The 25467-nt window shown below is 70.0% G+C and carries 22 protein-coding genes and 2 pseudogenes; 11 read left to right on the top strand and 13 right to left on the bottom strand.

Features of this window, described 5'->3' with window-relative positions; all coding sequences use genetic code 11:
- Nucleotides 1-44 precede the first annotated feature (44 nt).
- Nucleotides 45-602 (bottom strand): hypothetical protein, encoded by a 558-nt coding sequence (locus ACMYLB_RS07440; protein WP_415910306.1) that lies wholly within the window; start codon nucleotides 600-602, stop codon nucleotides 45-47.
- A gap of 1331 nt (nucleotides 603-1933) precedes the next feature.
- Here ACMYLB_RS07440 and ACMYLB_RS07435 point away from each other — a divergent pair.
- The 3 genes and pseudogenes from ACMYLB_RS07435 (at nucleotide 1934) to ACMYLB_RS07425 (ending at nucleotide 4427) form a co-directional block, all read left to right on the top strand.
- Nucleotides 1934-3783, top strand: a pseudogene (locus tag ACMYLB_RS07435) (carbamoyltransferase).
- A gap of 3 nt (nucleotides 3784-3786) precedes the next feature.
- Nucleotides 3787-4224: a hypothetical protein gene (locus ACMYLB_RS07430; protein WP_415910305.1), complete on the top strand. Its 438-nt coding sequence runs from the start codon at nucleotides 3787-3789 to the stop codon at nucleotides 4222-4224.
- 2 nt (nucleotides 4225-4226) lie between these two features.
- A complete protein-coding gene (locus tag ACMYLB_RS07425) occupies nucleotides 4227-4427 on the top strand; it encodes a DUF5989 family protein (protein ID WP_415910304.1) in 201 nt (66 codons plus the stop codon).
- A 63-nt stretch (nucleotides 4428-4490) separates the two neighbouring features.
- Here ACMYLB_RS07425 and secA read toward each other — a convergent pair whose 3' ends face one another.
- Entirely contained in the window at nucleotides 4491-7481 is a 2991-nt protein-coding gene (gene secA, locus ACMYLB_RS07420; RefSeq protein ID WP_415910303.1) for a preprotein translocase subunit SecA, read from the bottom strand.
- Nucleotides 7482-7756: 275 nt separating this feature from the next.
- Between secA and ACMYLB_RS07415 the strand changes: the two genes are divergently transcribed.
- Nucleotides 7757-8899 (top strand): DUF1624 domain-containing protein, encoded by a 1143-nt coding sequence (locus ACMYLB_RS07415; RefSeq protein ID WP_415910302.1) that lies wholly within the window; start codon nucleotides 7757-7759, stop codon nucleotides 8897-8899.
- 10 nt (nucleotides 8900-8909) lie between these two features.
- Here the strand turns inward: ACMYLB_RS07415 and ACMYLB_RS07410 are convergent, their stop codons facing one another.
- The 3 genes from ACMYLB_RS07410 to ACMYLB_RS07400 all read right to left on the bottom strand — a co-directional run bounded on the left by ACMYLB_RS07410 (nucleotide 8910) and on the right by ACMYLB_RS07400 (nucleotide 12514).
- A complete protein-coding gene (locus tag ACMYLB_RS07410) occupies nucleotides 8910-9902 on the bottom strand; it encodes a hypothetical protein (RefSeq protein ID WP_415910301.1) in 993 nt (330 codons plus the stop codon).
- Nucleotides 9899-11500, bottom strand: coding sequence for an RNA polymerase sigma factor (locus tag ACMYLB_RS07405; RefSeq protein ID WP_415910300.1), 1602 nt, complete (start codon nucleotides 11498-11500; stop codon nucleotides 9899-9901). Before ACMYLB_RS07405 ends, ACMYLB_RS07410 begins: the two co-directional genes overlap by 4 nt.
- Before the next feature lie 87 nt (nucleotides 11501-11587).
- Nucleotides 11588-12514, bottom strand: coding sequence for a UDP-glucuronic acid decarboxylase family protein (locus tag ACMYLB_RS07400; protein ID WP_415910299.1), 927 nt, complete (start codon nucleotides 12512-12514; stop codon nucleotides 11588-11590).
- Nucleotides 12515-12636: 122 nt separating this feature from the next.
- Between ACMYLB_RS07400 and ACMYLB_RS07395 the strand changes: the two genes are divergently transcribed.
- Nucleotides 12637-13035, top strand: coding sequence for a hypothetical protein (locus ACMYLB_RS07395; protein ID WP_415910298.1), 399 nt, complete (start codon nucleotides 12637-12639; stop codon nucleotides 13033-13035).
- A 19-nt stretch (nucleotides 13036-13054) separates the two neighbouring features.
- Here the strand turns inward: ACMYLB_RS07395 and tgt are convergent, their stop codons facing one another.
- The 4 genes from tgt to ACMYLB_RS07375 are packed head-to-tail and all read right to left on the bottom strand — an operon-like array spanning nucleotide 13055 to nucleotide 16072.
- Nucleotides 13055-14197: a tRNA guanosine(34) transglycosylase Tgt gene (tgt, locus tag ACMYLB_RS07390; RefSeq protein ID WP_415910297.1), complete on the bottom strand. Its 1143-nt coding sequence runs from the start codon at nucleotides 14195-14197 to the stop codon at nucleotides 13055-13057.
- Between the two features lie 43 nt (nucleotides 14198-14240).
- A complete protein-coding gene (gene folK / locus ACMYLB_RS07385; protein ID WP_415910296.1) occupies nucleotides 14241-14762 on the bottom strand; it encodes a 2-amino-4-hydroxy-6-hydroxymethyldihydropteridine diphosphokinase in 522 nt (173 codons plus the stop codon).
- A gap of 3 nt (nucleotides 14763-14765) precedes the next feature.
- The gene (gene folB / locus ACMYLB_RS07380) at nucleotides 14766-15143 is read right to left on the bottom strand and encodes a dihydroneopterin aldolase (protein ID WP_415910295.1); all 378 of its coding nucleotides are present in this window, start codon (nucleotides 15141-15143) and stop codon (nucleotides 14766-14768) included.
- Complete coding sequence (locus ACMYLB_RS07375; RefSeq protein WP_415910294.1) at nucleotides 15140-16072, bottom strand: dihydropteroate synthase; 933 nt, start codon at nucleotides 16070-16072, stop codon at nucleotides 15140-15142. Before ACMYLB_RS07375 ends, folB begins: the two co-directional genes overlap by 4 nt.
- An 82-nt stretch (nucleotides 16073-16154) precedes the next feature.
- Here ACMYLB_RS07375 and ACMYLB_RS07370 point away from each other — a divergent pair, with 82 nt between their 5' ends.
- The 6 genes from ACMYLB_RS07370 (at nucleotide 16155) to ACMYLB_RS07345 (ending at nucleotide 20613) form a co-directional block, all read left to right on the top strand.
- Complete coding sequence (locus tag ACMYLB_RS07370; RefSeq protein WP_415910293.1) at nucleotides 16155-16721, top strand: anthranilate synthase component II; 567 nt, start codon at nucleotides 16155-16157, stop codon at nucleotides 16719-16721.
- Nucleotides 16721-17203 (top strand): transcriptional regulator NrdR, encoded by a 483-nt coding sequence (gene nrdR, locus ACMYLB_RS07365; RefSeq protein WP_415910292.1) that lies wholly within the window; start codon nucleotides 16721-16723, stop codon nucleotides 17201-17203. Before ACMYLB_RS07370 ends, nrdR begins: the two co-directional genes overlap by 1 nt.
- Complete coding sequence (locus ACMYLB_RS07360; RefSeq protein WP_415910291.1) at nucleotides 17200-17697, top strand: hypothetical protein; 498 nt, start codon at nucleotides 17200-17202, stop codon at nucleotides 17695-17697. The genes nrdR and ACMYLB_RS07360 overlap by 4 nt, the downstream gene beginning before the upstream one ends.
- A 68-nt stretch (nucleotides 17698-17765) precedes the next feature.
- Nucleotides 17766-18110: a histidine triad nucleotide-binding protein gene (locus ACMYLB_RS07355; RefSeq protein WP_415910290.1), complete on the top strand. Its 345-nt coding sequence runs from the start codon at nucleotides 17766-17768 to the stop codon at nucleotides 18108-18110.
- Nucleotides 18111-18496: 386 nt separating this feature from the next.
- Entirely contained in the window at nucleotides 18497-19279 is a 783-nt protein-coding gene (locus ACMYLB_RS07350; RefSeq protein WP_415911050.1) for a CotH kinase family protein, read from the top strand.
- A complete protein-coding gene (locus ACMYLB_RS07345) occupies nucleotides 19276-20613 on the top strand; it encodes a hypothetical protein (RefSeq protein WP_415910289.1) in 1338 nt (445 codons plus the stop codon). Before ACMYLB_RS07350 ends, ACMYLB_RS07345 begins: the two co-directional genes overlap by 4 nt.
- A gap of 68 nt (nucleotides 20614-20681) precedes the next feature.
- On the opposite strand, the gene ACMYLB_RS07340 is transcribed toward ACMYLB_RS07345, so the two are convergent.
- The 4 genes and pseudogenes from ACMYLB_RS07340 to ACMYLB_RS07325 form a co-directional block, all read right to left on the bottom strand.
- The gene (locus ACMYLB_RS07340; protein ID WP_415910288.1) at nucleotides 20682-22787 is read right to left on the bottom strand and encodes a prolyl oligopeptidase family serine peptidase; all 2106 of its coding nucleotides are present in this window, start codon (nucleotides 22785-22787) and stop codon (nucleotides 20682-20684) included.
- 7 nt (nucleotides 22788-22794) lie between these two features.
- Nucleotides 22795-23166 (bottom strand): hypothetical protein, encoded by a 372-nt coding sequence (locus ACMYLB_RS07335; protein ID WP_415910287.1) that lies wholly within the window; start codon nucleotides 23164-23166, stop codon nucleotides 22795-22797.
- Nucleotides 23094-23902 (bottom strand): annotated as a pseudogene (gene dprA / locus ACMYLB_RS07330) (DNA-processing protein DprA). Before dprA ends, ACMYLB_RS07335 begins: the two are co-directional and overlap by 73 nt.
- A gap of 22 nt (nucleotides 23903-23924) precedes the next feature.
- Nucleotides 23925-25445, bottom strand: coding sequence for an NAD(P)H-hydrate dehydratase (locus ACMYLB_RS07325; RefSeq protein WP_415910286.1), 1521 nt, complete (start codon nucleotides 25443-25445; stop codon nucleotides 23925-23927).
- Nucleotides 25446-25467 lie beyond the last annotated feature (22 nt).

Here is a 25467-nt window from a genome sequence, read left to right as displayed (position 1 = left end):
ACCGCCACGTCGAGGTGCTTAACTGCGGCATCACCGCCATCAACTCACACGTCGTCCTGGAAATCGCGCGCCAGCTGCCGGACTTCGCGCCCGACGCCGTGGTGATCTACCTCGGCAACAACGAGGTCATCGGCCCCTACGGCCCCGGCTCGGTCAACCTGCCCACCGTGCCGCCGCGCTGGCTCATCCGCGCCGGCATCCGCGCGCGCCAGCTCCGCCTCGGCCAGCTCCTGCTCCGCGCCGCCCGACACCTCGGTCAGAACCCCGCGCGCGACCTGACGTGGAAAGGCATGGAGACCTTCGCCGCGAGCCGCGTCGCCGCTGACGACCCACGGCTCGAGGCGGTCTACGCCCACTTCGCCGCCAACCTCCGCGACATCATCGACGCCGCGGCGGGCGGCGGCGCCCGCGTCGTCGTCTCCACCGTCGTCGCCAACCTGCGGGACTGCTCGCCCTTCGTCTCCGTGCACCGCCGCGACCTCGCCGGCGCCGAACTCGCGGCCTGGACGGCGGCGTTCGACGAGGGCCGGCGCGCGTGGTTGACCGGCGACGTCGACCGCGCGGAGGCCGCGCTGCAGCGCGCGCTCGCACTCGATCCGCACTACGCCGACACCGCGTATCTGCTCGGCCGGCTGGCGCTGCAGCGGCGCGAACCGGACGGCGACGCCGCGCGCCGCTTCTTCACCGCCGCACTGGAGGACGACGCCCTGCGCTTCCGCCCGGTGCCGCGGATCAACGCGCTCATTCGCGCCGCGGCGGCCGCGGCCGCTCCCCGCGTCCAGCTGGTCGATGCCGCCCGGCAGCTCGGCTCGGATCCGGATTCCCCGGCGAAATTTCCGGCCGCAGCCTGCTCTTCGAGCACGTCCACCTCAACTGGAACGGCAACTTCGCCCTCGCCCGCCTGCTCGCCACCGCCTGCGCGCCCGACGCCAACGCGTGGCTCGCCGCCGACCAGGTCGCCGCCGCCCTCGGCTACACCGCCCACTGGCGCACCACCGCGGCGGAGAAGATGCTCCTCCTCACCGGCAAGGCGCCTTTCACCGGCCAGCTCGTCTACCGTGAGACGCAGGAGCGTCTCCGCGCCGAGGCGCTGGCGGCGCGCCGTGCCACCTCGCTCACCGACAGCACGGTCGCGCTCGACCGCGCCTTCCGCCTCGACCCGGACAATCCCTACCTCGCGGTCCAGTCCAGCTTCGTCGCCCTCGAGCGCCACGATCTCCCCGGCGCCCTCGCCTGGATCGACCGCGCCATCGCGCTGCAGCCGCCCTCCGCCGTCCTCCTTGCGCAGAAGGCCAATCTGCTCCAGCAGCAGCGCCGCTTCGCCGAGGCCGAGACGCTGCTCCTCGCCGCCGTGCGCGAGGACGCGTTCTACGCCCCGACGTGGCCGCTGCTGCTCCTCGGCTGGACCACGCCGGACGACCTCGCGCGCGGGCGCGCCTTCCTCGAGCGGGAGATCGCCGCGCGTCCCGCCAACGTCCACGCCCGCTCCACCCTCGCGCGGCTTCTCGCCCAGCGCGGCGACACCGTCGCGAGCGAGGCGGCGTGGCGCGACGTGCTGCGCCTCGACCCCTCCAATCCCAACGCCCTCGAGCAGCTCACCCAGCTGCTCGAGCAACGCGGCGACTCCGCCGCCCTGTTCGACCTGCTGCACGAGGGCGCGCGCGCCCAGCCGCGCAATTACGCCAACAACGCCCGTCTCGCCCAGGCCTGCGCGGAGCGGCACGACTACGCCGGCGAGGCCGCCGCCCTGTGCGCGCTGATCGAGAGCGGCCCCGTCGACTCGCCGCTGCACCTGACGGTCGCCCGCCTGCTCGCGCAGCTGGGCCGGCGCGAGGACGCGCTCGTCTACGCGCACTCGGCCGGCGCGCTGGCGGCGGCCGAGGAACTCCGAGGTGCAGCGCGCCGCCGCGGCGCTCCACGCCCAGCTCGCCCAATGACCGCGTCCGCCCGCATCCTCGGCCTGTCGGCGTTCTATCACGACAGTGCGGCGGCCCTGGTGCACGGCGACATCGTCGCCGCGGCCCAGGAGGAGCGCTTCTCCCGCGTGAAGCACGACGAGCGCTTCCCGCGCTCCGCGCTCGACTACTGCCTGCGCGCCGGCGGCCTCGCGGCCCGCGACCTCGACTACGTGGCGTTCTACGAGAAGCCGCTGCTGAAGTTCGACCGCCTGCTCGAAACCTACCTCGCCTACGCCCCGCGCGGGCTCCCGTCGTTCCTCGCCGCCCTGCCGTCGTGGTTGAAGCAGAAGCTCCATCACCCGCGCGAGATCCGCCGCGCGCTGGGCCCGGAGTTTCGCGGCCAGCTCCTCTTCACCCGCCACCACGAGGCGCACGCCGCCAGCGCGTTCTTTCCCAGCCCGTTCGCCGAGGCCGCCGTGCTCACACTCGACGGCGTCGGCGAGTGGGACACCGCGACGATCGGCATCGGGCGCGGCAACCGCCTCGAGCTGCTCCGCACCCTGCACTTTCCGCATTCGCTCGGCCTGCTCTACAGCGCGGTGACGTATTTCACCGGCTTCAAGGTCAACAGCGGCGAATACAAGGTCATGGGCCTCGCCCCCTACGGCGAGCCGCGCTTCGCGGACGTCCTGCTGGAGAAGGTCGTCGACCTGAAGGAGGACGGCTCGTTCGCGCTGAACATGGAGTATTTCAACTATTGCCAGGGCCTCACGATGACGAGCGACGCATTCGCGCGCCTCGTGGGCGGCCCGCGCCGCGCGCCGGAGGCGGTCCTCACGCAGCGCGACATGGACCTCGCCGCCTCGGTGCAGGTCGTGACCGAGGAAATCGTCCTGCGCATGGCGCGGCACGCCCGCGCGCTGACCGGCCAGCGCTACCTCTGCCTCGCCGGCGGCGTCGCGCTGAACTGCGTGGCGAACGGCAAGCTGCTCCGCGCGGGCGTCTTCGACGACCTCTGGATCCAGCCGGCCGCGGGTGACGCCGGCGGCGCGCTCGGCGCGGCGCTGTTCACGCATTACCACCTGCTCGGCAGCGAGCGGCGCCCCGACGGACGCGACTCCATGCGCGGCGCGCTGCTCGGACCGGAGTTTCCGCCCGACGAGATCGGGGCGCTGCTGCGCGCGCGCGGGGTGCCGCACCGGACGCCGGCGGATGAGGCGGAGCTGCTGCAGGAGGTCGCCGACGAGATCGCGCGCGGCGCGGCGGTGGGCTGGTTCCATGGGCGCATGGAATACGGCCCGCGCGCCCTCGGCGCCCGCAGCATCCTGGCCGACCCGCGCGATCCGCAGATGCAGAGCCGGCTCAACCTCCAGATCAAGCAGCGCGAGTCGTTCCGTCCCTTCGCCCCGGCGGTGCGGCGCGAGCGCGTCGCCGACTGCTTCGAGCTCGATCGCGACTCGCCCTACATGCTGCTGGTCGCCTCGGTGCGCCCGGAGCGCCGCACGACGCTGTCCGAGTCGCAACGCGCGCAGATGCGCGACCCGGACCTGCGGCAGCGCGTCGCCGTGCCGCGCTCGGACCTCCCAGCGGTGACGCATGTCGACGGCTCCGCCCGCGTGCAGACGGTCGACGCGGAGCGCCACGGGCGCTTTACCGCCTGTTGGTCGAGTTCGAGCGTCAGACCGGCTGTCCGGTGCTGATCAACACCAGCTTCAACGTCCGCGGCGAGCCGGTCGTCTGCACGCCGGAGGACGCGCTGCGCTGCTTTCGCGCGACGGGCCTCGACCTGCTCGTGCTCGGCGACCACCTCGTCCGCAAGGCCGACCTGCCGGCACTCGCCGACATCGAGCGGCGACGTCACGCCGCCAGCTTCGACCTCGACTGACCCATGAGCCGCTTTCGCGACATTCACTGGCACCCCACCCGCGACGAGCGCCGCAAGTTCGGCCTCCTGCTCGCCAGCGGCGCGCCGCTGTCGGCCGCGGGGTGGTTCGTCCTCGTGCGGCTCGCGAGCGGGGAGTGGATCGGGCTGGTGCCGGTCGCCGTCGCGGCGGCCGGCGCGGGGCTCGGCTTGTTCCTGTGGGCGGTGCCGGCGGCGGCGCGGCCGTTCTACTTGGCGTGGCATTGCCTCGTGGCCTGCATCGACGCCGTCGTGACGACCGGGCTGCTCACGGCGATGTATCTGCTCGTCCTCACACCCGTCGCGCTCGGGCTGCGGCTTGCGGGACGCCGGGCTTTCCGGAAGACTTGGGATCGCGCGGCGAAAAGCTACTGGCGCGACGCCGAGCCCGCGCCCGAACCCAGCCGCTATTTCCGCCAATTCTGACCGTGAACGACGAACGCCCGAAGACCCTCCGCGATGTCGCCGCGCCCGCCGCGCGCGGCGGATTGCTGCGCGAGCTGTGGCTGCTGCTGCGGCACAACAAGAAGTGGTGGATGCTGCCGATCCTCGTGCTGCTGCTCGTGCTCGGCGCGCTGATCATCCTCGGCGGCAGCGCGGCCGCGCCCTTCATCTACCGGATCTTCTGAGCGGAAAAGAAAAGAGCGCGCCTCGCGGCGCGCTCGCAGGGAAAGGACGACCAGTCCGGCGCGTCAGGCGCCGTGGCAGTTCTTGAACTTCTTGCCCGAGCCGCAAGGGCACGGGTCGTTGCGGCCGACCTTCGGCGTCTCGCGGCGGATGGTGATGGCGGGAAGCTTCACCTCCTCCTCGGCCGGCGCGGCGGGGGCCTCGCTCGGACCGGAGCTCGTCACCGTCGTCTGCGTGGCGGCGGTGAGCGCGGTCGGCGCGGCGGCCGGGCCCTGCATGCGGGCGGAGCGCGCGAGGATCGCGAAGAGGTTCTCGAAGGCCTCGCGGTTCGTGGCCGAGCGGAAGAGCGACGTGCAGATCTGCAGGCGCACGTTGTTCATCAGCTCCTCGAAGAAGCGGAACGCCTCGCTCTTGTATTCCGAGAGCGGATCCTTCTGGCCGTAGGAACGCAGGCCGATGGAGCGGCGGAGCTCCTCCATCTCGGTCAGGTGCTCCTGCCAGTGGTGGTCGATGGCGTTTATGACGATGTAGCGCTCGAGCCCGCCCAGCGCCTCGGGATCCTCGACGGACTCCTTGAGGGCGTAGGCCTGCTGGATGCGCTCGACGAGCTCCTTGAGCAGGGACTCGGCGTCGGTCTTGCCCTCGAACTCGGCGATCTTGGCGCTGATGGGGAAATGCGAATTCAGCCAGCCGACGAGGCTCTCGATGTTGGCGGAGGTCGGGCCGCCCTTGTGGCCGAAGCCGGCGGTCTCGAGGCGGACGGCCAACTCCTCCTCGATCATCTCGAAGATGGTGTCCTTGGCGCGCTCGGCGTGGAGGGCGCCGTTGCGAATGCCGTAGATGACCTCGCGCTGCTTGTTGAGGACGTCGTCGTATTGGAGCAGGCGCTTGCGGATGGCGAAGTTCTGCTGCTCGACCTTCTTCTGCGCGGACTCGATGGAGCGGTTGAGCCAGGGGTGCTCGAGCTCCTCGCCCTCCTGCATGGAGCCCTCCATGATCTTCGAGGCCAGGTTGCCCTGGAGGAAGAGGCGCATCAGGTCGTCCTCGAGCGAGAGGAAGAACTTGGTCATGCCCGGGTCGCCTTGGCGCGAGCAGCGGCCGCGGAGCTGGCGGTCGATGCGGCGCGACTCGTGGCGCTCGGTGCCGACGACGAAGAGGCCGCCGAGCTCGCGGACGCCCTCGCCCAGTTTGATGTCGGTGCCGCGGCCCGCCATGTTGGTGGCGATGGTGACGGCGCCGCGCTGGCCGGCGCGGGAAACGATCTCGGCTTCCTGCTGGTGGAACTTGGCGTTCAGCACCGTGTGGATGACGCCGGCGCGCTTGAGCATGCGCGAGAGGACCTCGGACTGCTCGACCGTGACGGTGCCGACGAGCACGGGCTGGCCGCGCTGATTGGCCTCCTGGATCGTCTTCACCACCGCGTTGTATTTGTCGCGGCGCGTCTTGAAGATGGAGTCGTTCTTGTCGACGCGGATGCAGGGCTTGTTGGTCGGGATCTGCGTGACGGCGAGCTTGTAGATCTCGTGGAACTCGGTCGCCTCGGTCTCGGCGGTGCCGGTCATGCCCGCGAGCTTCTCATACATGCGGAAGTAATTCTGGATCGTGACCGTGGCGTAGGTGCGCGTCTCGCGCTCGATCGTGACGCCTTCCTTGGCCTCGACCGCCTGGTGCAGGCCGTCGGACCAGCGGCGGCCCGGCATGACGCGACCGGTGTTCTCGTCGACGATCAGGACCTTGCCGTCCTGAATGACGTATTCGACGTCGCGCTCGTAGAGCGAGTAGGCGCGGAGGAGCTGGGAGATGGCGTGGATGTCCTCGGAAACGACTTCGTAGCGCGACTGCAGCTCGCGCTTGGCGGCTTCCTTCTCCTCGGGCGATTTGGCCGCTTCCTTTTCGATCTCGCTGAAATGCGTGGCGAGGTCCGGCAGCACGAAGGCGTCGGGATCGTCGGGGCGGAGCTTGCGGCGGCCGATCTCGGTCAGGTCGGCCTGGTGATTCTTCTCGTCGATGACGTAGAGCAGCTCCTCCTTGAGCTTGTAGAGCTCCTCCTTCTGGAAATCGGAGTGCATCTCGACGTCGGTCTTGTCGAGGAGCTTGCGCCACTCCGGGTTCTCCATGAGGCGCAGCAGCTGCTTGTTCTTCGGCATGCCGAGCTTGACCTGGAGCATCTTGAGCGCGGCGGCCTGGCGGTCGTCGTTGGTCGCGTCCTTCTTCTCGAGCAGGTCGGTCGCCTCCTTGACGAAGCGGTTGACCATGCGGAGCTGGTCGTTGACCAGCGTGGCCACGGGCGGCTTGAGGCGCGTGAACGGCTGCTCGCGCTCGATCGGGGCCGGGCCGGAGATGATCAGCGGCGTGCGCGCCTCGTCGACGAGGATCGAGTCGATTTCGTCGACGATGCAATACCAGTGGTCGCGCTGCACCTGGTCGTCCTTGCGCGTGGCCATGCCGTTGTCGCGCAGGTAGTCGAAGCCGAACTCCGACGCGGTGCCGTAGGTGATGTCGCGCTGATACATCTCGCGCCGCAGGTCCGACGGCATCTGCTGCTGGATGCAGCCGACGGTGAGGCCGAGGAAATTGTAGAGGTGCCCCATCCACTCGGAGTCGCGGCGGGCGAGGTAGTCGTTGACCGTGACGAGCTGGGCGTTCTTGCCCACGAGGGCGTTCAGGTAGAGCGGCAGCGTGGCGACGAGGGTCTTGCCTTCGCCGGTGGCCATTTCCGCAATGCGGCCCTCGTGCAGCGTGATGCCGCCGATCAGCTGCACGTCGAAGTGCACCATGTCCCACGTCAGCTCGTGGTCGCACACGATGACCTTCTGGCCGCAGAGGCGGCGGGCGGCGTTCTTCACCGCGGCGAAAGCTTCGGGCAAAATCTGGTCGAGCGTCTCGCCGTTCTTCAGGCGGCCGCGGAACTCGTCGGTCTTGGCGCGGAGCTGCTCGTCGGTCAGCGACTGGTAGCCCTTTTCAATCTCGTTGATGCGCGCGACGATGGGGCGGCACTTCTCCACGTATTTGCGGTGGTGGCGGCCGGCGAAACTTTTGAAGAGGAATTCGAACATGAAAGGCGAAAACGATTAGCGCGCCGGACTGACAGCGCAACTGGCAAATGGTCCGGCCGCGGTGGAGGGCAAGTGCCTCGATTCCAATGCTGTTGGGCCAGCGGATCGCCCCGGCCGGTTGCCGGGCGTTCCCGTCCGCAGCCGCGATCGCGCCCTCCCCGCCAGCGCCGGATTGGTCGCTGAAGCCTTGTTCCCGGCCGGAGAGCCCCCTAACAACCCGCATGCCCCCGACCCCGGCGACCCCCTCCGCAAGCGAAACGGGCCCCGCGCGGCTCGTGTCGATCGATCTCCTGCGCGGGCTGGTGATGATCGTCATGGCCTTGGACCACGTCCGCGACTTCACGCACTTCGGCGCCCTGCACGGATTCGACCCCACCGACCTCGGGAAGACCACGCCGGCGCTTTTCCTCACCCGCTGGATCACCCACTTCTGCGCGCCGACCTTCTCGTTTCTCGCCGGCACGTCGATCTTCCTCGCCGCGCGCCGGCGCGCGACGCCTGCCGCGATGGCGGGGCATCTCGTCGTCCGCGGCGGATGGCTCATCCTCATCGAGCTCACGCTGAGCTTCTGGATCATCACCTTCACGCTGCCGACGCAGCTGAATCTCGCCATCGTGTTCTGGCAACTCGGCTGGTCGATGATCGCGATGGCGGCGCTGATCCACTTGCCGGTGCGCGCCGTCGGCGCGCTCGGCATCGCTCTCGTCGCATTGCACAACCTCGCCGATCGCGTCGCCCCGGAAAGCTGGGGCGCCCTGGCGTGGCTGTGGCGTTTCCTCCACGTGCCGGGGCCGATCCCGATCGGCGGAGACTACCTCCTGATCATCGGCTACCCGCTGCTGCCGTGGCTCGGCATCATGGCGACCGGTTACGCGTTCGGCGCGTTCTTCACCGCGCAGAAGCCCGCCCGCCCCCACCGCCTCGTCTGGCTCGGCGCGGGGCTGACCGCGCTTTTCCTCGTGCTCCGCGGCCTCAATGCCTACGGCGATCCGCGGGCGTGGTCGCACCAGGCGACCGCCACCGGCACGCTGCTCTCTTTCCTGAACGTCACGAAGACGCCGCCCTCGCTCGACTTCGCGCTGATGACGCTCGGACCCGCGATCGCGCTGCTCGGGCTGCTCCCGGAACGCGCGCCGGCGTGGGCCCGCCCGGTGGCGGTGATTGGGAGCGTGCCGTTCCTCTACTTCCTGCTCCACATGCTGGTCGCGCATGCCACGGGCGCGGCGATCAACGGTTGGCTCTGGTCGCGTCCCGACCTCGGCAGCCTGGGCGCGCCGCCTCCGCCGCCCGGAGCCGGCCTCGGGCTCGGCGCCGTCTACGCGGTCTGGATCGCGGTGGTGCTCGCGGTCTATCCGGCGTGCCGCTGGTTCTCGCGGCTGAAGGCCAGCCGGCGCTCGCGCTGGCTCAGCTATCTCTGAGCGCGCAGCGCTATTTTCCCTCGGACCGCGGCAACAGCGAGCGCTTCAAACTCGCCTCCGCCTCCCGGTGCAGTTCTTCGACCGCGGCCATTTGCGCCGGCGTGAGCACCGAGCGGTAAAACGCGACCCTCGCTTCGTCCACCGGGATCGTGCCGGTCCGGCGGGCCTCGCGATAGATCTGCGCCTGCTTTTGAAAGAACGCCCGGCTGCCGTAGTCCTGCGCCGCCTCGTAGGCGTCCAAGCGCGCCTTTTGCTCCGCGGACAACGGCTCCTCCGAATAGCTCAACCGACGCTCGAGCGGCTGCGTCGCGTATTGACGCTGCGCCGCGGATCCCTCGGTCTCGTCTTTGTAGCGCGCGTAGCCTTCTTCGCCCAGCAGGGTCTTGAGCTGCGCCTGGGTCTCCTGCGCGAGCTGCTTCCGCATTTGCTGAATCTCTTTCGAGTTCGACGGCTGCAGCGGATTGCTGCCGGCGAGATTGTGCAAATCCATCAAGGACGCCTGCTCCTCCGCGAGCAAGTCGATGGCCTTTTCCATCACGTCGTCCGGCAATCCCAGTTTGCGCAATGCGCCGCCCTGATACGATTTCAGCGATAAGCGCACGCTCTGCGCGTAGAGCGCGTTGTATTCGGGGTCGCTCATCAGCTCCGGAAAATACGCACCACCGCCCGTCACCGTGGGCGGCGGCGGAGGGCGGACGACCGGCGCGCGACCGGCGTGCTCCGCCTTGAGCCGCGCAACGTAAGAACCGATGTTGGCGCGAGCGCGGTCGGCCGCGCTCTGGGTGGCAAGCATCACCCGCTTCCGTTCCGCCAGGTCACCCTGCACTTCCACGACCCGGCGCTGGAAAGACGCGTGCTCCTTGACCAAAGCGCGATCCGACTGCGCGAAATTCTCCCTCTCGCTCACCAGCGCGCGCATCTCGGCGCGCAGGCTCACCCACGTCAACGCGAGCACCAAGCCCGCGATCAGGCCGCAGCCGATGATCATCAGCCGCGTTTTCATGGCAGGCGAATCTCCGTCGGAGGACTGGCCGCGGCCGGCACGCCGTAGTCGCGCGCCGAGTTTTTCCCCAGCTTCAACTTGCCCGCGTAGGCCGCCGCGCGCTCGATCTCGATCATGCGCGACCGCACGCGAGCGCTTTCCTGCTCGGCCAGCAGTTCGCGATATTGCGCGTCCGTCAGGATTGCCTTCGCCCCGTCGATGAACGCCTGGGGGTAAGGCAGCACCGTGTTCTGCGCGTAGGCCTGCTCCGCCGAGGCGCGGCCTGTGCGCTCCCACAACTCAGCCATCTTTTTCGCCCGGTCCCAATCCGCCGGGTCCTCCTTGTCGTCCGGCGACCATCGCGGGCGCATCGCAAAACTCCCCCACGGCTCCAGGTAGTCGCTGAACTGCTGCGCCTTTTCTGCGCCGAGCAAACCCGCAATCCGCAAATCGGTCGCCCGCGCCGCCTCGCGCTCGAAGGCCTCTTTTTCGGCGAGTGTCGCGAACTGCAGGCCCTCCTCCTCCGCGAGCTTGTTGGCGTCGTAGATCGCCTGTGCGCGTTCGACGAGCAGGGTTTTGAAGGCGTCGACCTGTTGTGCCGACAGTTTCAGCCGGCGAAAGAGCGGCGCATAGGAATCCATCTCGCCCTTGCGGATGATCAAATCGAGGCGCTTGCGCTCGATCTCGTTCGGGTTCGGCACGGGCAACTCGGCGAGGGCCGGCAGCGCGGCGAGATCGGCCTGGAGCCGCTGCGCCTGCGCGGCGGCACGGGACACTTCCTGTTCCAGCCGGGCGTGCTGTTCGCGAGCGTTCGCGAGGGTGTCGCGCGCCACGACGAGGGTTTGCCGCTCCTGCAAGCACAACACCGCGAGCGTCACCACGCCCGCGCCGACCAGCGCCACCGCGACTTTGCTCATAAAGATGGCCGCGCCGCCCGCCGTCGCCGCCACCGCGGCGGCGCCCGCGGCCGTCGCGGCCGGGGTCACGCTGGCGGCGAGTCCCGTCGGCGCCGCGGCCACGGCGTGCTTCGCCATCGCCGCGCCCAGCGCCACCGTGCCGCCGGCGAGGCCCTTGCGGCGGAGGATGCCGTGCAGCTTGTCGAGCGCGCGGTCCACGCGCATGCGGGCGGCATTCTCGCCGGTGCCGAGCTGGCGGCCGACCTCGGCGAAGCTGCAGTTGCTGAAAAAGCGCAGGAGCACGGCCTCGCGATCGGCGGCGCGCAGCTCGTCGAGCGCCTCGTCGAGCAGCGGGCGCAGCTCCTCCCACTCCACCGGCGGCGGCGCGTCGTCGCCCGTCGGCCACTCCGCCGCGGCGGCACGCTCGCGCGTCGCGCGACGCTGCTCGGCGCGGCGCAGGTTGGCCGCCGCCCAGCGGGTGCTCTGGTGCAGCCAGCCGGTGAGCAGCGGGTGGCGCGCGAGCGCGGCGGCCTTGCGGGCGAGATCGATGAAGACCATCTGCGTCACCTCGGCCGCGCGGTGCGGATCGCCGCCGACGCGGCGCAGGGCGGCCGAGTAGACGAGATCGATGTGCCGCTCGACGAGCCGGGCGAAGGCCCGGTCGGAGTGGGTCGTCGCGTAATCGCGCAGGAGTTCGGCATCGTCATCCATCGGCGGGTTCATGGGCTTACAGCCGCTGGCGCGAGAACCGCACAAAAAAACGCCGGCGGCAAGAAGCCGGCCGGCGCAGGAATAATCGGGAACGGGCGCTCAGACCTTGGTCTTGAAGTAGGCGATGGTCTTCTGCAGGCCCTCGGCGAGCGGGATGGTGGGCTCCCACTTGAGGTGCTTCTTCGCCAGCGTGATGTCCGGGCGGCGCTGCTTCGGGTCGTCGGCCGGGAGCGGCTTGTGAACGATCTTGGACTTGCTCTTCGTGAGCTGCAGCACCTGCTCGGCCAGCTCGAGCATGGTGAATTCGCCCGGGTTGCCGATGTTCACCGGGCCGACGGTCTCGGTCTGGTTCATCAGGCGCACGAAGCCCTCGATCAGGTCGTCGACGTAGCAGAAGGAGCGCGTCTGTTTGCCGTCGCCGTAAATGGTGAGGTCCTCGCCTTTCAGCGCCTGGACGATGAAGTTCGAGACGACGCGGCCGTCGTTCGGGTGCATGCGCGGGCCGTAGGTGTTGAAGATGCGGACGATGCGGATATCGACCTTGTTCTCGCGGTGGTAGTCGAAGAACAGCGTCTCGGCGACGCGCTTGCCCTCGTCGTAACAGGAGCGGCGGCCGATGGGGTTGACGTTGCCCCAGTAGCTCTCGGGCTGCGGGTGGACGCTCGGGTCGCCGTAGACCTCGGAGGTGCTGGCCTGGAAGGCGCGGGCCTTGACGCGCTTGGCCAGGCCGAGGCAGTTGATCGCGCCCATCACGGAGGTCTTCGTCGTCTTGATGGGATTGTATTGGTAGTGCGGCGGCGAAGCCGGGCAGGCGAGGTTGTAGATCTGGTCGACCTCGAACTTGAACGGGTCGATCACGTCGTGGCGGACGAGTTCGAAGGCCGGGTTGCCGAGATGGTGGGCGATGTTGGCCTTCGCGCCGGTGAAGAAGTTGTCGAGGCAGATGACCTCATGGCCGTCCTTGAGGAGACGGTCGCAGAGGTGGGAACCGAGGAAACCGGCGCCGCCGGTGACGAGGATGCGCATGGAGAAAGTGAAAAGAGTGCCGGAGTTAAGCGAGCGCGCCCATGGGATTCAATCCGCATTCCACCCCAAAGGCGTTGCCTGGGCTCTCTGCGTTTGGTAAATCCATCTCGTCCCCCGTGCGCATGAACCCTTCGGCGAACCTTCTCACCGTCTCGGGAATCCTGCTGGGTTTCCTGTTTGCTGGCTTCTGGTGGATCCTCAACCGCGAAGTGAAATTCAAACCCGAGGAACGACACTTCAAACTCTGCTATTGGCTCATTTTCGCGTCGATGGCCGCGCTCGCCCTGTTCGGCGTGCTCCTGCCGCTCCATCGGCTGATAGGCGCCGGTCGCTGGGACCGGATGTGCGGCGCGGGTGTGGCCGCGGCCATCGTCCTGGCGTTCGGCTACATGTTCGGCGAGCTCGGGCACTACGGCGTGTTCGTCCGCCCGCACTACATCACGCGCGCCGAGAAGACGGTCGTGATCGCAGCGGCCCTCGCGGCCGTGGCCGCGGCGATCGCGTTCGCGTGCCTGCGATAGCCGGCGGGCGCGGGACCGATCACACGCCCGCCGCCTCGCCCGCCTCGTAGCGCTCGATCCATGCGCGGCTCCAGCTGGCAAAGTCGCCGGCTTCGATGTGGGCGCGCGCCTGCGCGACGAGATCGAGGTAGAAATGCAGGTTGTGCAGCGAGAGCAGCGTGCTGGCGAGGATCTCGTTGGCCATGACGAGGTGGCGCAGATACGCGCGCGAAAAGTGGCGGCAGGTGTAGTTGTCCAAACCCTCGACCAGCGGCGCGCGGTCGGTGCGGTAGCGCTCGTTGCGGACGTTGATCAGGCCGTCGGGCGTGAAGGCCGCGCCATTGCGCGCCACGCGCGTCGGGTGCACGCAGTCGAACATGTCCACGCCGAGCGCGATCATCTTCAGGATCTGCGGCGGCGTCCCGAGCCCCATGGTGTAGCGCGGCTTGTCGGCCGGCAGGAACGGCGTCGTGGCGCCGACCTGCTTCAGCATCTCCGGCTCGGGCTCGCCCACGCTCACGCCGCCGACAGCGTAGCCGGGCAGGTCGAGCGCGGCGAGCGACTCGGCAGCCTCGCGGCGCAGGTCGTCGAAGGTCGAGCCCTGCGCGATGGCGAAGACGTGGTGCCCCGCGGCGAGGAAGCCGTTGTCGGTGGCGATCTGCCGGCACTCCTTCGCCCAGCGCAGGCTGCGATCGACGGCGCGCTGGCACTCGTCGCGCGTGCACGGCCACGGCGGGCACTCGTCGATCACCATCGCGATGTCGGAGCCGAGGTCCGACTGAATCTGCATCACCTCGCGCGGCCCGAGGAAGTGCTTCGCACCGTCGATGTGCGACGAGAACGCGATGCCGTCCTCCCGGATGTCGCGGAGCTTCGCCAACGAAAACGCCTGGAACCCGCCGCTGTCCGTCAGGATCGGACCGTTCCAGCCCATGAACGCGTGCAGCCCGCCGAGCTCGCGAATCAGCTCCGAGCCGGGGCGCAGGCTGAGGTGATAGGTGTTGCCGAGGATGATCTGGGCGCCGATCTCGTGCAGTTGCGCCGGCGTGAGCGCCTTCACCGTGCCCTGGGTGCCGACCGGCATGAAGATCGGCGTCTCGATCATGCCGTGGCGCGTCCGCAAACGCCCGCGGCGCGCGGCTGTGCCGGTGTCGGTTTTCAGGAGGTCGAAGTGGGCGGGCATGCGGGCGCGAACTTCGCGAAGCCCCCGGCGAACGCAACCGGTTTTAGGGCGCGGCCGGCCCGTCCGGCGGCCGCCACCGCCGCAGGCCGCGCTCGTCCGGCGCCGCGGGCAGGCGGCGCCGCAGTTCCATCCAGCGCGGGCCGGCGAAGCGCGGCTGCGTCAGCAGCGCGCGCAGCGGTTCCACCACAAAGGTCCGCTCCCACAGCCGCGGGTGCGGCAGCTCGATCTCCGGCGTGGTGCGCGTCTCGCCCTCGTAGGCGAGCAGGTCGAGGTCGATCGTCCGCGGTCCCCAGCGCACCCGCCGCTCGCGGCCCAGCGCCAGCTCGATCGCCTGCAGGCGGCGCAACAGCTCCTCCGGCGACAGGGTGGTCTCGAGCCCGGCGACCAGGTTGAGGAAAAGCGGCTGCTCGAGGACGCCCACCGGCTCGGATTCGAACACCGGGGACAGCGCCACCGCTCCCACGCCGGCCGTGCGGCGCAACCGCTCCAGCGCGGCAACGATCGTGCCCCAGCGGTCGCCGAGGTTGGCGCCGACGCCCACAAAGGCCTGCCGCGCGACGTCCATCGCTCAGCGCCGCGCGCGTTCCCGCCGGATGCGCACCTGCACGCCGGCGAACTTGAACGTCACCGGCGGGGTGGGTTTCACGACTTCGACGACGACGGCCCGCGCGGCCTTGAAGCGCGCGAGCAGGCGGGCCGCGATGTCCTCGGCCAGCGCCTCGATCAGGTAGCGGTGGGCGCCCTCGACGATCTCCCCCACCACCGCCTGCACCGCACAGTAGTCGATCGCGTGGGCCAGCTCGTCGCTCCGCCCGGCCCGGCGCAGGTCGGTCTCGATCTCCACGCTGACGCGGAATTCCTGGCGGCGGGTCCGCTCCTCCGGCAGGACGCCGTGGCAGGCGTGGAAGGTCAGGTCGGTGAGGATGAGTCGGTCGGGAGATTTCATGAGCGAAATTCGAGCCCCTGGCGGATCGCGTCGGCCATGCGCACGTAGCGCCGCATCGCGGCGACGTCGTGCACGCGGACCATCGCGCACCCCTGCTGGATGCCCCACACGAGCGTCGCGCCCGTGCCGTCCCGCCGATCATCCACAGCCGCGTTGAGCACGGCGCCGATCGTGGACTTGCGCGACGTGCCGAGCAGCACCGGGCAGCCCAGCGCGACGATGCGGCCGAGATCGCGCAGCACGGCGAGATTCTGCGGCACGTCCTTCGCAAAACCGAAACCCGGATCGAGCCAGATCTGCGCACGCGGCACCCCCGCGGCCGCAGCCAGGGCGAGGCTGAGCCGGAGATCGAGCCGGAGGTCCGCCCAGAAGTCGCCATAGGCGCGATCGGTCCGGTTGTGCATGAGGATCGCCGGGCAGCGCAGCGCCGCGACCGCCGCCGCCATCGGCGTGGGCGCCAGCGCGGGATCGCCGCCCTGGCGCAGCACCGCCAGCCCGCGCGCGCGGGCGCCGGCCTCGAGACCGTGGGTGAATCCCCAGACGTCGTTGACGATGTCGGCCCCGGCGCGGATCGCCGCGGTGGCGACCTCGGCCTTGGAGGTGTCGATCGAAAGCGGGATGGCCGGGAAGGCCGCGCGCACCGCGGCGACCGCCGGAAGGACGCGCGCCAGTTCCTCCTCCACCGGGACGCTCACCGCGCCCGGACGGGTCGACTCGCCGCCGATGTCCAGCACATCGGCGCCCTCGGCGATCATCCGCGCCGCGCGTTCCACCACCGCCCCGGTCGTCGACAGCTGATTGCCGTCGGAGAACGAGTCGGGCGTCACGTTCAGGATGCCCATGATCAGCGTCCGTCCGCCGGGCGCCGGCAAGGCTCGGCCATGCGGGCTGTGCCAGGCGGGAAGCGGCGCGGTGGAGGGCTCGGACATGGAGCGGCCATCCTCCGTCCGTATGCCGGGACACGCAAGCCCCGGCACTTGACCGCCCGCGCGGCAACCCAATAGTGCGCCCGTGCTGCTCGTCATCGACAATTACGACTCGTTCACGTTCAACCTGGTCCAATATTTCGGCCAACTGGGCGTGAGCATGCGCATCTTCCGCAACGACGAGATCACCCCCGAGCAGGCCGCGGCGCTGAATCCCGACCGCGTGCTCATCTCGCCCGGCCCCTGCACGCCGACCGAGGCCGGCATCAGCCTCGACATGTTCCGCGTCTTCGGCGGCCGGAAGCCCATTTTCGGCGTCTGCCTCGGCCACCAGGCCATGGGCCAATACTTCGGCGGCAAGGTCATCCGCGCCGGCCGGCTTATGCACGGCAAAATGTCCCCGATCCTGCACAAGAACACCGACATCTTCGGCGGACTACCCTCGCCTTTCCAGGCCACCCGCTACCACTCGCTGCTCGTCGAGCGCGCCAGCTTGCCCGACTGCCTCGAGATCACGGCCGAAACCGCCGAGGGAGAAATCATGGGACTGCGCCACAAACAAATGCCGATCTGGGGTGTCCAATTCCACCCCGAATCCATCGCCACCCAGCACGGCATGAAGATGCTCCAGAATTTTCTCTCCCTGAACTGATGCGCTGCCCGAAGTGCACCTCCATCGAGGATAAGGTCATCGACTCGCGCATCGCGCGCGACGGCAACACCATCCGCCGCCGCCGCGAGTGCCTCGAGTGCGGTCACCGCTTCACCACCAACGAGTCGCTCGTGCGCGACAGCCTCATCGTCGTCAAGCGCGACGGCCGCACCGAGCCGTTCATGCGCGACAAGCTCGTCGCCGCCGTCCGCGCCGCCTGCCACAAGCGTCCGATCGACGGCGAGCAGATCTACATGCTCGTCGAGGACGTGATCGACGCGGTCGAGGCCGGCTTCGAGAGCCAGGTGCCGACCAAGGCCATCGGCGAACAGGTCATGCTGCGCCTGCGCAAGCTCGACCAGGTCGCCTACGTGCGCTTCGCGAGCGTCTACAAGGAATTCCGCGACGTCGGCGAGTTCGTCGACGAGATCACGAGCCTTGCGCCGTTCCCGGAAGGGACTACACCGAAGCCGAAGAAATGACGCGTCCTGCCCAACTGCGCCGCCTGCACTTTCTCAACGCGCTCTTCGCGCCGCTCACCGGGCACGACCTCTACCTCGCCCAGCAGATCGACGCCGCCATCGTCACCAGCCTCGACGCCGAGCGCGCCCGCGCCGGCGCCGCCGAGGAGATCACGCCGAACGACCCGGCCTTCGTCAACGCGGCCGCGCAGCTCTTCGCCCGCCTCTGCCAGACCCGCGAATCGCACGGCTTCTTCCACTGGGACGCGGCCGCCGAGGCCAACGCCGCCTCGCCGCTCTTCGCCCGCGCCCACCTCATGGCCGGCCTGAAGCAGCTCGCCACCTGCCGCGAGGCCACCGTGCTCGTGACCAATCTCCGCCCGGCCCTCTGCCCCGCCGCCCGCCGCGGCGCCGCCCGCCGCCAGCGCGAATACGACGAGACGCTCGACCTCCTCCGGCACCTCACCGCCGCCCGCACCCGCCGCGGCGCGAACGTGAACCTGCTGTTTCTTTAAACGCGAAGGCGCGGAGAAGCGGCAACGGCATTCTTGGCGTCTTCGCGCCTTTGCGCTTAATCCGACCCATGCCCAAGACGATCTTCCAAAAAATCATCGACCGCGAGATCCCGGCCAAGCTCGCCCACGAGGACGAGCACTGCATCGCCATCCACGACATCAACCCGCAGGCGCCGGTGCACGTGCTCGTCATCCCGAAGCGTCACATCGCCCGCGTCGCCGAGGCCCAGGCGTCGGATCAGGCTGTCCTCGGCCACCTCCTGCTCAGCGCCGCGACCGTGGCCAGGAAGCTCGGCCTCGAGGCGAACGGCTTCCGCATCGTGATCAACAACGGCCGTGACGGCGGCGAGACCGTCCCGCACCTGCACGTCCACCTCCTCGGCGGCCGCCCGCTCGCCTGGCCCCCGGGTTGAGTGTCATCTCCCGGCACCGCGGAACCGCGCTGCCGCAGCGTCGTCTTAGAGGCGGGAAGCCCGGCCCGCACATCCCGAGTGAGCCGGTCGCTTCCGGTGCCGCTGCATGAAACCCGCCCCCTCGCCCTCCTTGCCCTCGCCGCCGGTCTGGCTGGCATCCTCGACCTTCCCGCGCAACCGGCCCGCGACGGCGGACGCGCGTCCCATGGCGAGCGCGCCTCCCGCCGGGCCGCAGGGTCCGACTCGGAGCCGGAAACGGCACCGGCCGGCCCGGCCGCCGACCCGGTCTTCGCGCCCACGCTCGAGCTCGTGGCCAAGTTCGACCGCGACGGCGACGGCCGACTCGATTCGGCCGAACGCGCCGCCGCGCGCGACCACCTCGCCGCATCGACCCCGCCGGCCTCCCCGGCGGCGCCGCGGCACACCGCCACCGCTCCCATCGCTCCCGCCCGCGTGCTCGAGCCGGTGCGCGCCGGCGAAAAAGCCGACCCCGCCCGCGCCCGCTCCTTTCCCGACCGTCCGCTCTACGACCCGACAACGTTGCGCACGATCACGCTGCAATTCGAGGACGCCGACTGGGAACGCCAGCTCGCGCTCTTCGCTCCCACCGACGTCTGGGTTCCCGCCACGCTGACGGTCGACGGCCGGACCTACGCCGGCGTCGGAGTCCGCTTCGCCCCCTGCCCACCGGCGCGACGCGCGAGCCAGGCTATCACCGCAGCCTCGACGTCCGGCTGGATTTCACCGACCCCGGCCAGCGCATCGCCGGCGAACGCACGCTGCACCTCGTGGACGCCCACGACGACCCCACCAACCTGCGCACCGCGCTCTATTTCGAGGCGGCCCGCGACGGCGGTCCCGCGCCGCGCACCGCTTTCGTCACCCTGGCGATCAACGGCGAGAACTGGGGCGTCTACACCAACGTCCAGCCCTTCGACGACGCGCTCCTGCGCGAGAACTTCGGCACCGCCGCCGGCGCGCGCTGGATCGTGCCCGCCGGCGGCGGCCTCACCTACCTCGGCGACGACCCGCAGCCCTACCGCGCGATCTACCGCTTGCAGACGCCCGAGTCGCCCGAGGCCTGGCGCGCGCTCATCGCGCTGTGCAAGACCATCGCCGAAACTCCGCCCGAATACCTCAACAAGAAGCTCCCCCGATCCTCGACGTGAACGGCACGCTGCGTTTCCTCGCCCTCGAGAACGCGCTGCTGAACCAGGGCGGCTATCGCGCCACGGGCGGCGGCTACGGCCTTTACCTCGATCCGTCCGGTCGCTTCCACCTCGTGCCGCTGGCGGGCGCGGCGAGCTTCCGCCTCGTCGAGACCCAGGTCGTCGCCACCGGCTTCCGCCGCCGGCCGGGCGCCGGCGAGTCGCGCGACCGGCCGCGCCCCGCCGCCGGCAGTCCGGGCGCGACGGCCAACGTCGCCGCGAAGACATCCGGGCCACCGGCGCGCCAAACCCCGTCCGCCGCGCCGCGACCGGCGAGCACGGACCTGGCGATGATGCTCAGCTACAGCCTCGTCCTGAAGGCCGACCGCGACGACGACCAGTCGGTCACACGCGACGAGTGGCTCGATTTCGCGCGCGGCTGGTTCACGGTCATGGACGAGAACTACGCCGGCCAGGTCACCCGCGCGCAGTTCATCGAGAAGTTCCGCTGGTTCGTCACGCCGCCCTCGATGCGCGACGGCAAGAGCCGGCAGACCTACGGCAAGGACGACCCGGCGGAGATCATCGGCGACGAATTTTTCGCCGAGATGGACCAGGATCGCGACGGCAACGTCGCCCGCGAGGAGTTCGCCGGAGCCTTCGCACGCTGGTTCGACCGCTGGGGCGACGCCCGGACCCATCGGCTGGCGCAGGGACAGATCCAGGCCGGCCTGGAAAAGCTGATTGCCGATCACGTCTTCACCGCCGACCCGGTCGAGATCGCCAAGCGGGACAAGTTCATCGTCAACGACGACCCGCGCGATGCGGGCCGCTCCGGCGACGAAGCGGGGCGCGACGAGCGGGGAGGCGGCCGCGGCGCGGGCGGCGGCAGCGGCCTCAGCGTCGGCCTGCCCATTCCCGGACTCCGCCTCGGCACCGACAGCTTTCGCCGCCGCAGCGAGGGCGGCAGCGGCGGCGGCCGCACGCTCGTGACCCAGCGCGAGCAACTCGAGGTGCTCGCCGGCATGGACGACCCGCGCCGGGCGCTGTTGAACAAACTCTTCGACGCTCCCGGGCTGCGCTGGCGCTACCTCGGCTATCTGCACGACGTCGCGCAGCGCTGGCTGGCCTGGGACCGGGTGGGCGAGATCGCGAAACGCTACCAGGCCCTGCTCGCCGACGAAGTCAGGCGCGACACCCACAAGCCGGACAGCTACGAGCACTTCGTGCAGCACATCGACCAGGACGAGACGGACGCCGACAACGACGAGCCGAGCCTGAAGAAGATCGTCACCGACCGGCAGCGCTACGTGCTCGACGACGAGGCCGTGCAAAGGCACGCCGACGGCAAATAGGCCTCCGCCGCTGAAAAAAAGGCGCGCCCGATGGCGCGCCTGGGGGCTGCGGGAGCTGAATCAACCGCTCACTTCAGGTATTTCGCCAGCCAGCCGCGCACCTCGCCATACCAGTAGCGGCTGTCCTCGCCGCGCAGGATCCAGTGGCCGGCCTCGGGGAAGACGAGCAGCTTGCTCGGGACGTTGAGGCGCTGGTTGAGCGCGAACCACATGTAGGCGTTGTTCATCGGCACGCGGAAATCGAGTTCGCCGACGGTGATGAGGATCGGCGTCTTGAAGCCGGTGCCCTTCTCGTGGTTGCCCGCCTGCAGCACGGGGCTCTGGTCGCGCCAGACCTTGCTGTCGCCCCAGATCGGGCCGCCGCTGTTGACCTCGCGGCCCCAGATGCTGTCGCTCGTGCCCCACTGCATGATGAGGTCGGCCTCGCCGGCGTGGGAGATGATGCACTTGTAGCGCGTGGTCGTCGCCTGCAGCCAGTTGGCGAGGTGGCCGCCGTAGCTGGCGCCGCCCGCGGCCAGGCGCGTGCCGTCGATGAAGGGGAAACGCTTCACCGCCTCGTCGGCGGCTTCGTTGACGTGGTTGCCCGGGCCGCGCAGCGGATCGAGCTGGATCGCGCGCGCGAACGCCTCGCCGTAGCCGGTCGAGCCCTTGTAGTCGGTGAGCAGGATGACGTATTCCGTGCCGGCGAGCAGGTGGTAGTTCCAGCGCAGCACGAAGGTGTCGTGCCACATGTTCGCGGCGCCGCCGTGGATGACGACGAAGAGCGGATACTTCTTCGCCGGATCGAAGCCGGCCGGCCGCACGATCATGTTGTGCACCGTCAGGCCGTCGCTGGCCTTGAAGTCGAAGTGCTCCACCGCGGGCAGGTCGAGCGCGGCGGCCTTGTCGACGTTGAACGCCGTCAGGCGCTTCGGCGCGCCGTTGAAGGCGTAGATTTCCGCCGGGTTCGCCACGCTGTCCCAGGTGCCGACGAGCGCCCGGCCGCCGGCGTTGAGGCCGCCGGTCGTGCCGTAGCTCATCGACGGCTCGTCGCGCACGTCGCCGCCGGCGTAGCTGACGGAGTGCAGCTGCTCGATGCCGGCGTGCTCGAAGGTGAAGTAGACGCGGTCCGTGCCTTCCGGCAGCGCGTAGCGACCCACGGCGCGATCGAGGTTCGCGGTGAGGATGTTTTTCTTCGCGGCGTCGAACGGCCACGGGAAGCTGGCGAGGCGGCTGAGGTCATAGACCTTGTCGATCGTGTTCGGGTCGGTGAGGCAGAAGAGTGTCTTGCCGTCGGGCGAAAACTGGAGGTTGCCGTAGCTGCACTTGTCGTTCGTCAGGCGCGTCGGCTCGCCGCCGGCCACGGCGACGAAATAAAGCTGGGTGTAGACCGGCTCGCGCGCCGCGGCGTCGCGGTTCGTCGCGACGCTGAGCACCGCGCCGCTGCCGTCGGGCGCCCACTCGGCTTCGAGGTTCTGGCCGTCGTCGCCCTGGCCGCCGCCGAAGCCGGGCAGCTCCGCGAGCTTCGTGCCGGCGAGCAGGTCGCGCGCCTTCGCGCCGGCCCTGGCGTCCATGACGAAGAGGTGCGCCTTCTTGTCGTCGAGCCACGTCATCCAGAAGCGCGGGGGAAACTGCTCGTAGGCGCGGGCGTTGTATTTGCGGTCCTTGCGCTCCTTCGCCGCCTTCTTGATCGCGTCCTCGTCGTTGGCGCCGGGGAATACCTCGCTGACGAACAGCAGCTGTTTGCCGTCGGGGCTGAACTTCGGCGAGCGGGCGCCGAGCGTGAGGCTGGTGAGGCGCTCGGCCTCGCCGCCGTCCTTGAGGTTGAGGCGATAGATCTGCGAGGCCTCGTCGCCCTCGCGGCGCGTGGTGAAGACGATGCTCGCGGAGTCGGGCGACCAGCTCACGCCGCCCTCGGGCGCCTTGGTGTGGGTGAGGCGGCGCGCGGGCGTGTCGTCCGCCAGGGATTTCAGCCAGAGATCGGTGGACTGCTCCTTGGCGTCGTAAGCCGGCTCGGTGACGGAGAAGACGATCCACTTTCCGTCGGGGCTGGCGACCGGTCCGCCGAGGCGCTTCATCAACCACACGTCCTCGTGGGTGATGGGGCGCCGCTTGGCGGCTTCGGCCGCGATAAGGGAGGAAGCCGCCAGGCAAAACGCCGCCGCGGCGAGCACGAATACTCGGTGCAATTTCATAGGGTAATCAGAGAACCGTTTTGGCCTCGAACGTGCCGTCGGCGCGTTTCGTGACGAGCTTTTTCAACTCCAGCAGCATGAGCGACGCGGACACCTCCGCCGCCGCGAGGCCGGTCTGCGCGGCCAGGGTGTCGATGCCGGGCATCGCGCCGCCGCGGAAGCACTCGAGCACCCTGCGCTCCGGCTCGCCGAGCGCGACGGACGTGAGCTGCTCGAGCACGCTGGGCGCATCGGGGACGGCGGGGATCTTCCCCGGCGCGAAGCCCTGCAGGTAGTTCAGCTCGCTGAGCAGGTCGTCTACGCCGGTCAGCAGCGTGGCGCCGTCGCGGATGAGCTGGTGGCAGCCGGCGCTGCTGGGCTGGTCGATGCGGCCGGGCACGGCGAAGAGGAGGCGCCCTGCTCGCCGGCGAACTTCGCGGTGATCATCGCGCCGCCGTCGACGTCGCTCTCCACCACGACGACCGCCGCGCTCATGCCGGAGACGATGCGGTTGCGCATGGCGAAGCTCTGGCGGTCGGCCTTGCGGCCGAAGGAAACTCCGAGAGCACCGCGCCGCTCTCGGCGATGCGGCGGTAGAGCCCGAGGTTTTCCGACGGGTAGATGATGTCGATGCCGGTGCCGATGACGGCGGCGGTGCGGCCGCCGACGGACAGCGCGCCCTCGTGCGCCGCGGTGTCGATGCCGCGCGCCAGGCCGCTGACGACGCAGAAGCCGAGCCGCGCGAGCTCGGCACCGAGCTTCTTCGCCGTGGCCTGGCCGTAGAGCGTCGTGCGCCGGCTGCCGACGATGGCGACGCACGGCGCGTCGAAATCGTAGGCGCCCTTGCGGTAGAGGCCAATGGGCGGGTCGTGGATTTCCTTCAACAGGCGCGGATAGCCGTCATCGCGGGTCGTGATGAACGTGGCGCCGGCCTGCGCCAGGCGTTCCTCCTCGCGCGCGAGGTCGAAGTGCGCCGTCCAGCCGGCGAGCGCGGCGCTCGTCTCGGGACCGACGCCGCGCACGCGCTCGAGCTCGCGGCGTCCGGCGCGCAGGATGGCGACCGGATCGCCGCCGAACTCCGCGAGCAGCCGGTTGAGCGTGATCGGGCCGATGTTGGGCAGGTCGTTCAAGATCATGAACGCCTGCCGCTCGGTGAGTTCAGGTGTCTTCATGGTCCGTGCAGTGGAGCGCCGGCTGGAGGTAATCCAGCAGCTGCGTCGTCTGCACGGCCACCTGGCCCTTGTCGCGGGCGAGCAAATCCGCAGCGAGCCCATGCCACACCACACCGCGCGTCGCGGCGAGCCGCAAATCGTCCGGTCCCTGCGCCATCAGTCCCCCGATCACGCCGGCGAGCAGGTCGCCGCTCCCGCCGCGCGCGAGCACGGGACCGCCCAGGAAACTGAAGAAAGCGGCGCCGCCCGCCACCACGCGCGTCGGCGATCCCTTCGCCACCAGCACGCCCTCCGCCGGCCAGGCCGCGGCGATGCGCGGCCACTCGCCCGCGTGGGGCGTGGCGACGAGGCGCCGACCGGCCGCGGCCCGCACGACCTCGGGCCGGAGCGCGTCGGCATCGAGGAGCAGCGGGAGCGAATCCGCCACACGGCGGCCAATCTCCTCCGCCGCGCCGAGCGTGTCGGGCGCGGCGCCGAGGCCGGGACCGAGCACGAGCGCCGAGGCGCGCGCGGCCTTTTCGAGGACGAGATCGACGGCGGACGGAGCGAGGCCGCCGCTCGCGCTCTCCGGGAAGCCGACCCACATCGCCTCGGGGAATTTCGCGGCGTATTCCGGCACGAGCGACGCCGGCACGCAGGCCGTGAGCAGGCCCACGCCGCTGCGCAGCGCCGCCTGCACGGTCATCAGCACCGCCCCGGGATAGCTGCGCGAGCCGCCGACGACCACGAGATGGCCGAAGGTGCGCTTGTCCGACTGGGCCGGCCGCAACGCCCCGAGCGGCCGGAGGAGCGAGGGCAGCAGGACCCGGTCCGCGGACTCCGGCACGTGCGAGGCGAAGAAGCCCAGGTCGAGGTAGCGCAGCCGGCCGACGAAGGCGGCGTTGGCCGGCGCGACGACCGGCGCCTTCACGATGCCGGTGCAGTAGGTGAAGTCGGCGCGGAACACGGTCCCGCCGTTCGCCTCCGCGCCCAGCCCGCTCGGCAGGTCCACCGCGGCGCGCACCCGGAGGCGCGGGTGCGTGTTCACCCACGCCAGCAGTTCGGCGACGGCCTCGTCGACCGGCGGACGGAACTGGAAACCGAAGACACCGTCGAGGCAGGCGTCGTAGGATGCGAGTTCGCGCCGCAGGGTCGGCGCGTCGAGTTCGCGCACGCGCGCCCCGCCGGTCGTGCGCAGGGTGTCGAGCGCGCGCCGCGCCAGCGGGCGCAGGGCGGCCAGGCCGAAGACGAGCACCACGTCCGCCGTCGCTCCGGGAAGCTCCGCCAGCAGCATCGCGGCGGCGAGCAGGGCATCGCCGCCGTTGTGGCCCTTGCCCGCCAGCACGAGCAAGCGCGCGCCCGCATCGAGGCCGCCGATCTCCCGGGCGTCGTCGAGGATCGCATTCGCGATGGCGCGCCCGGCGCGCTGCATGGCATTCCACTCGGCCGCCTCGTCGCGCAGCAGGCGCGCCTCCCACGCCTTCGCCTCGGCGCAGCTGAGGATCGGATGCGAGTTGGTCGCGGGCATGGCACGACAATACGACAGGAAC

Origin of the sequence: Oleiharenicola sp. Vm1 (genome assembly GCF_047777955.1) — a bacterium.
In the GTDB taxonomy this organism is placed as follows: domain Bacteria; phylum Verrucomicrobiota; class Verrucomicrobiia; order Opitutales; family Opitutaceae; genus Didemnitutus.
Note: the sequence above shows the minus strand (reverse complement) of the source record. Positions and strands in the feature narration are given on the sequence as shown.

Bases quoted from the DNA above. Each gene is read 5' to 3' on its own strand.
- ACMYLB_RS07360 (WP_415910291.1), top strand. From the start codon at position 17,200: ATGACGCGTCCTGCCCAACTGCGCCGCCTGCACTTTCTCAACGCGCTC.
- folB (WP_415910295.1), bottom strand. From the start codon at position 15,143: ATGAAATCTCCCGACCGACTCATCCTCACCGACCTGACCTTCCACGCC.
- ACMYLB_RS07400 (WP_415910299.1), bottom strand. From the start codon at position 12,514: ATGCGCATCCTCGTCACCGGCGGCGCCGGTTTCCTCGGTTCCCACCTC.
- ACMYLB_RS07340 (WP_415910288.1), bottom strand. From the start codon at position 22,787: ATGAAATTGCACCGAGTATTCGTGCTCGCCGCGGCGGCGTTTTGCCTG.
- ACMYLB_RS07410 (WP_415910301.1), bottom strand. From the start codon at position 9,902: ATGAAAACGCGGCTGATGATCATCGGCTGCGGCCTGATCGCGGGCTTG.
- secA (WP_415910303.1), bottom strand. From the start codon at position 7,481: ATGTTCGAATTCCTCTTCAAAAGTTTCGCCGGCCGCCACCACCGCAAA.
- ACMYLB_RS07430 (WP_415910305.1), top strand. From the start codon at position 3,787: ATGAGCCGCTTTCGCGACATTCACTGGCACCCCACCCGCGACGAGCGC.
- ACMYLB_RS07405 (WP_415910300.1), bottom strand. From the start codon at position 11,500: ATGAACCCGCCGATGGATGACGATGCCGAACTCCTGCGCGATTACGCG.
- ACMYLB_RS07325 (WP_415910286.1), bottom strand. From the start codon at position 25,445: ATGCCCGCGACCAACTCGCATCCGATCCTCAGCTGCGCCGAGGCGAAG.
- folK (WP_415910296.1), bottom strand. From the start codon at position 14,762: ATGGACGTCGCGCGGCAGGCCTTTGTGGGCGTCGGCGCCAACCTCGGC.
- ACMYLB_RS07395 (WP_415910298.1), top strand. From the start codon at position 12,637: ATGAACCCTTCGGCGAACCTTCTCACCGTCTCGGGAATCCTGCTGGGT.
- ACMYLB_RS07355 (WP_415910290.1), top strand. From the start codon at position 17,766: ATGCCCAAGACGATCTTCCAAAAAATCATCGACCGCGAGATCCCGGCC.
- tgt (WP_415910297.1), bottom strand. From the start codon at position 14,197: ATGCCCGCCCACTTCGACCTCCTGAAAACCGACACCGGCACAGCCGCG.
- ACMYLB_RS07375 (WP_415910294.1), bottom strand. From the start codon at position 16,072: ATGTCCGAGCCCTCCACCGCGCCGCTTCCCGCCTGGCACAGCCCGCAT.
- nrdR (WP_415910292.1), top strand. From the start codon at position 16,721: ATGCGCTGCCCGAAGTGCACCTCCATCGAGGATAAGGTCATCGACTCG.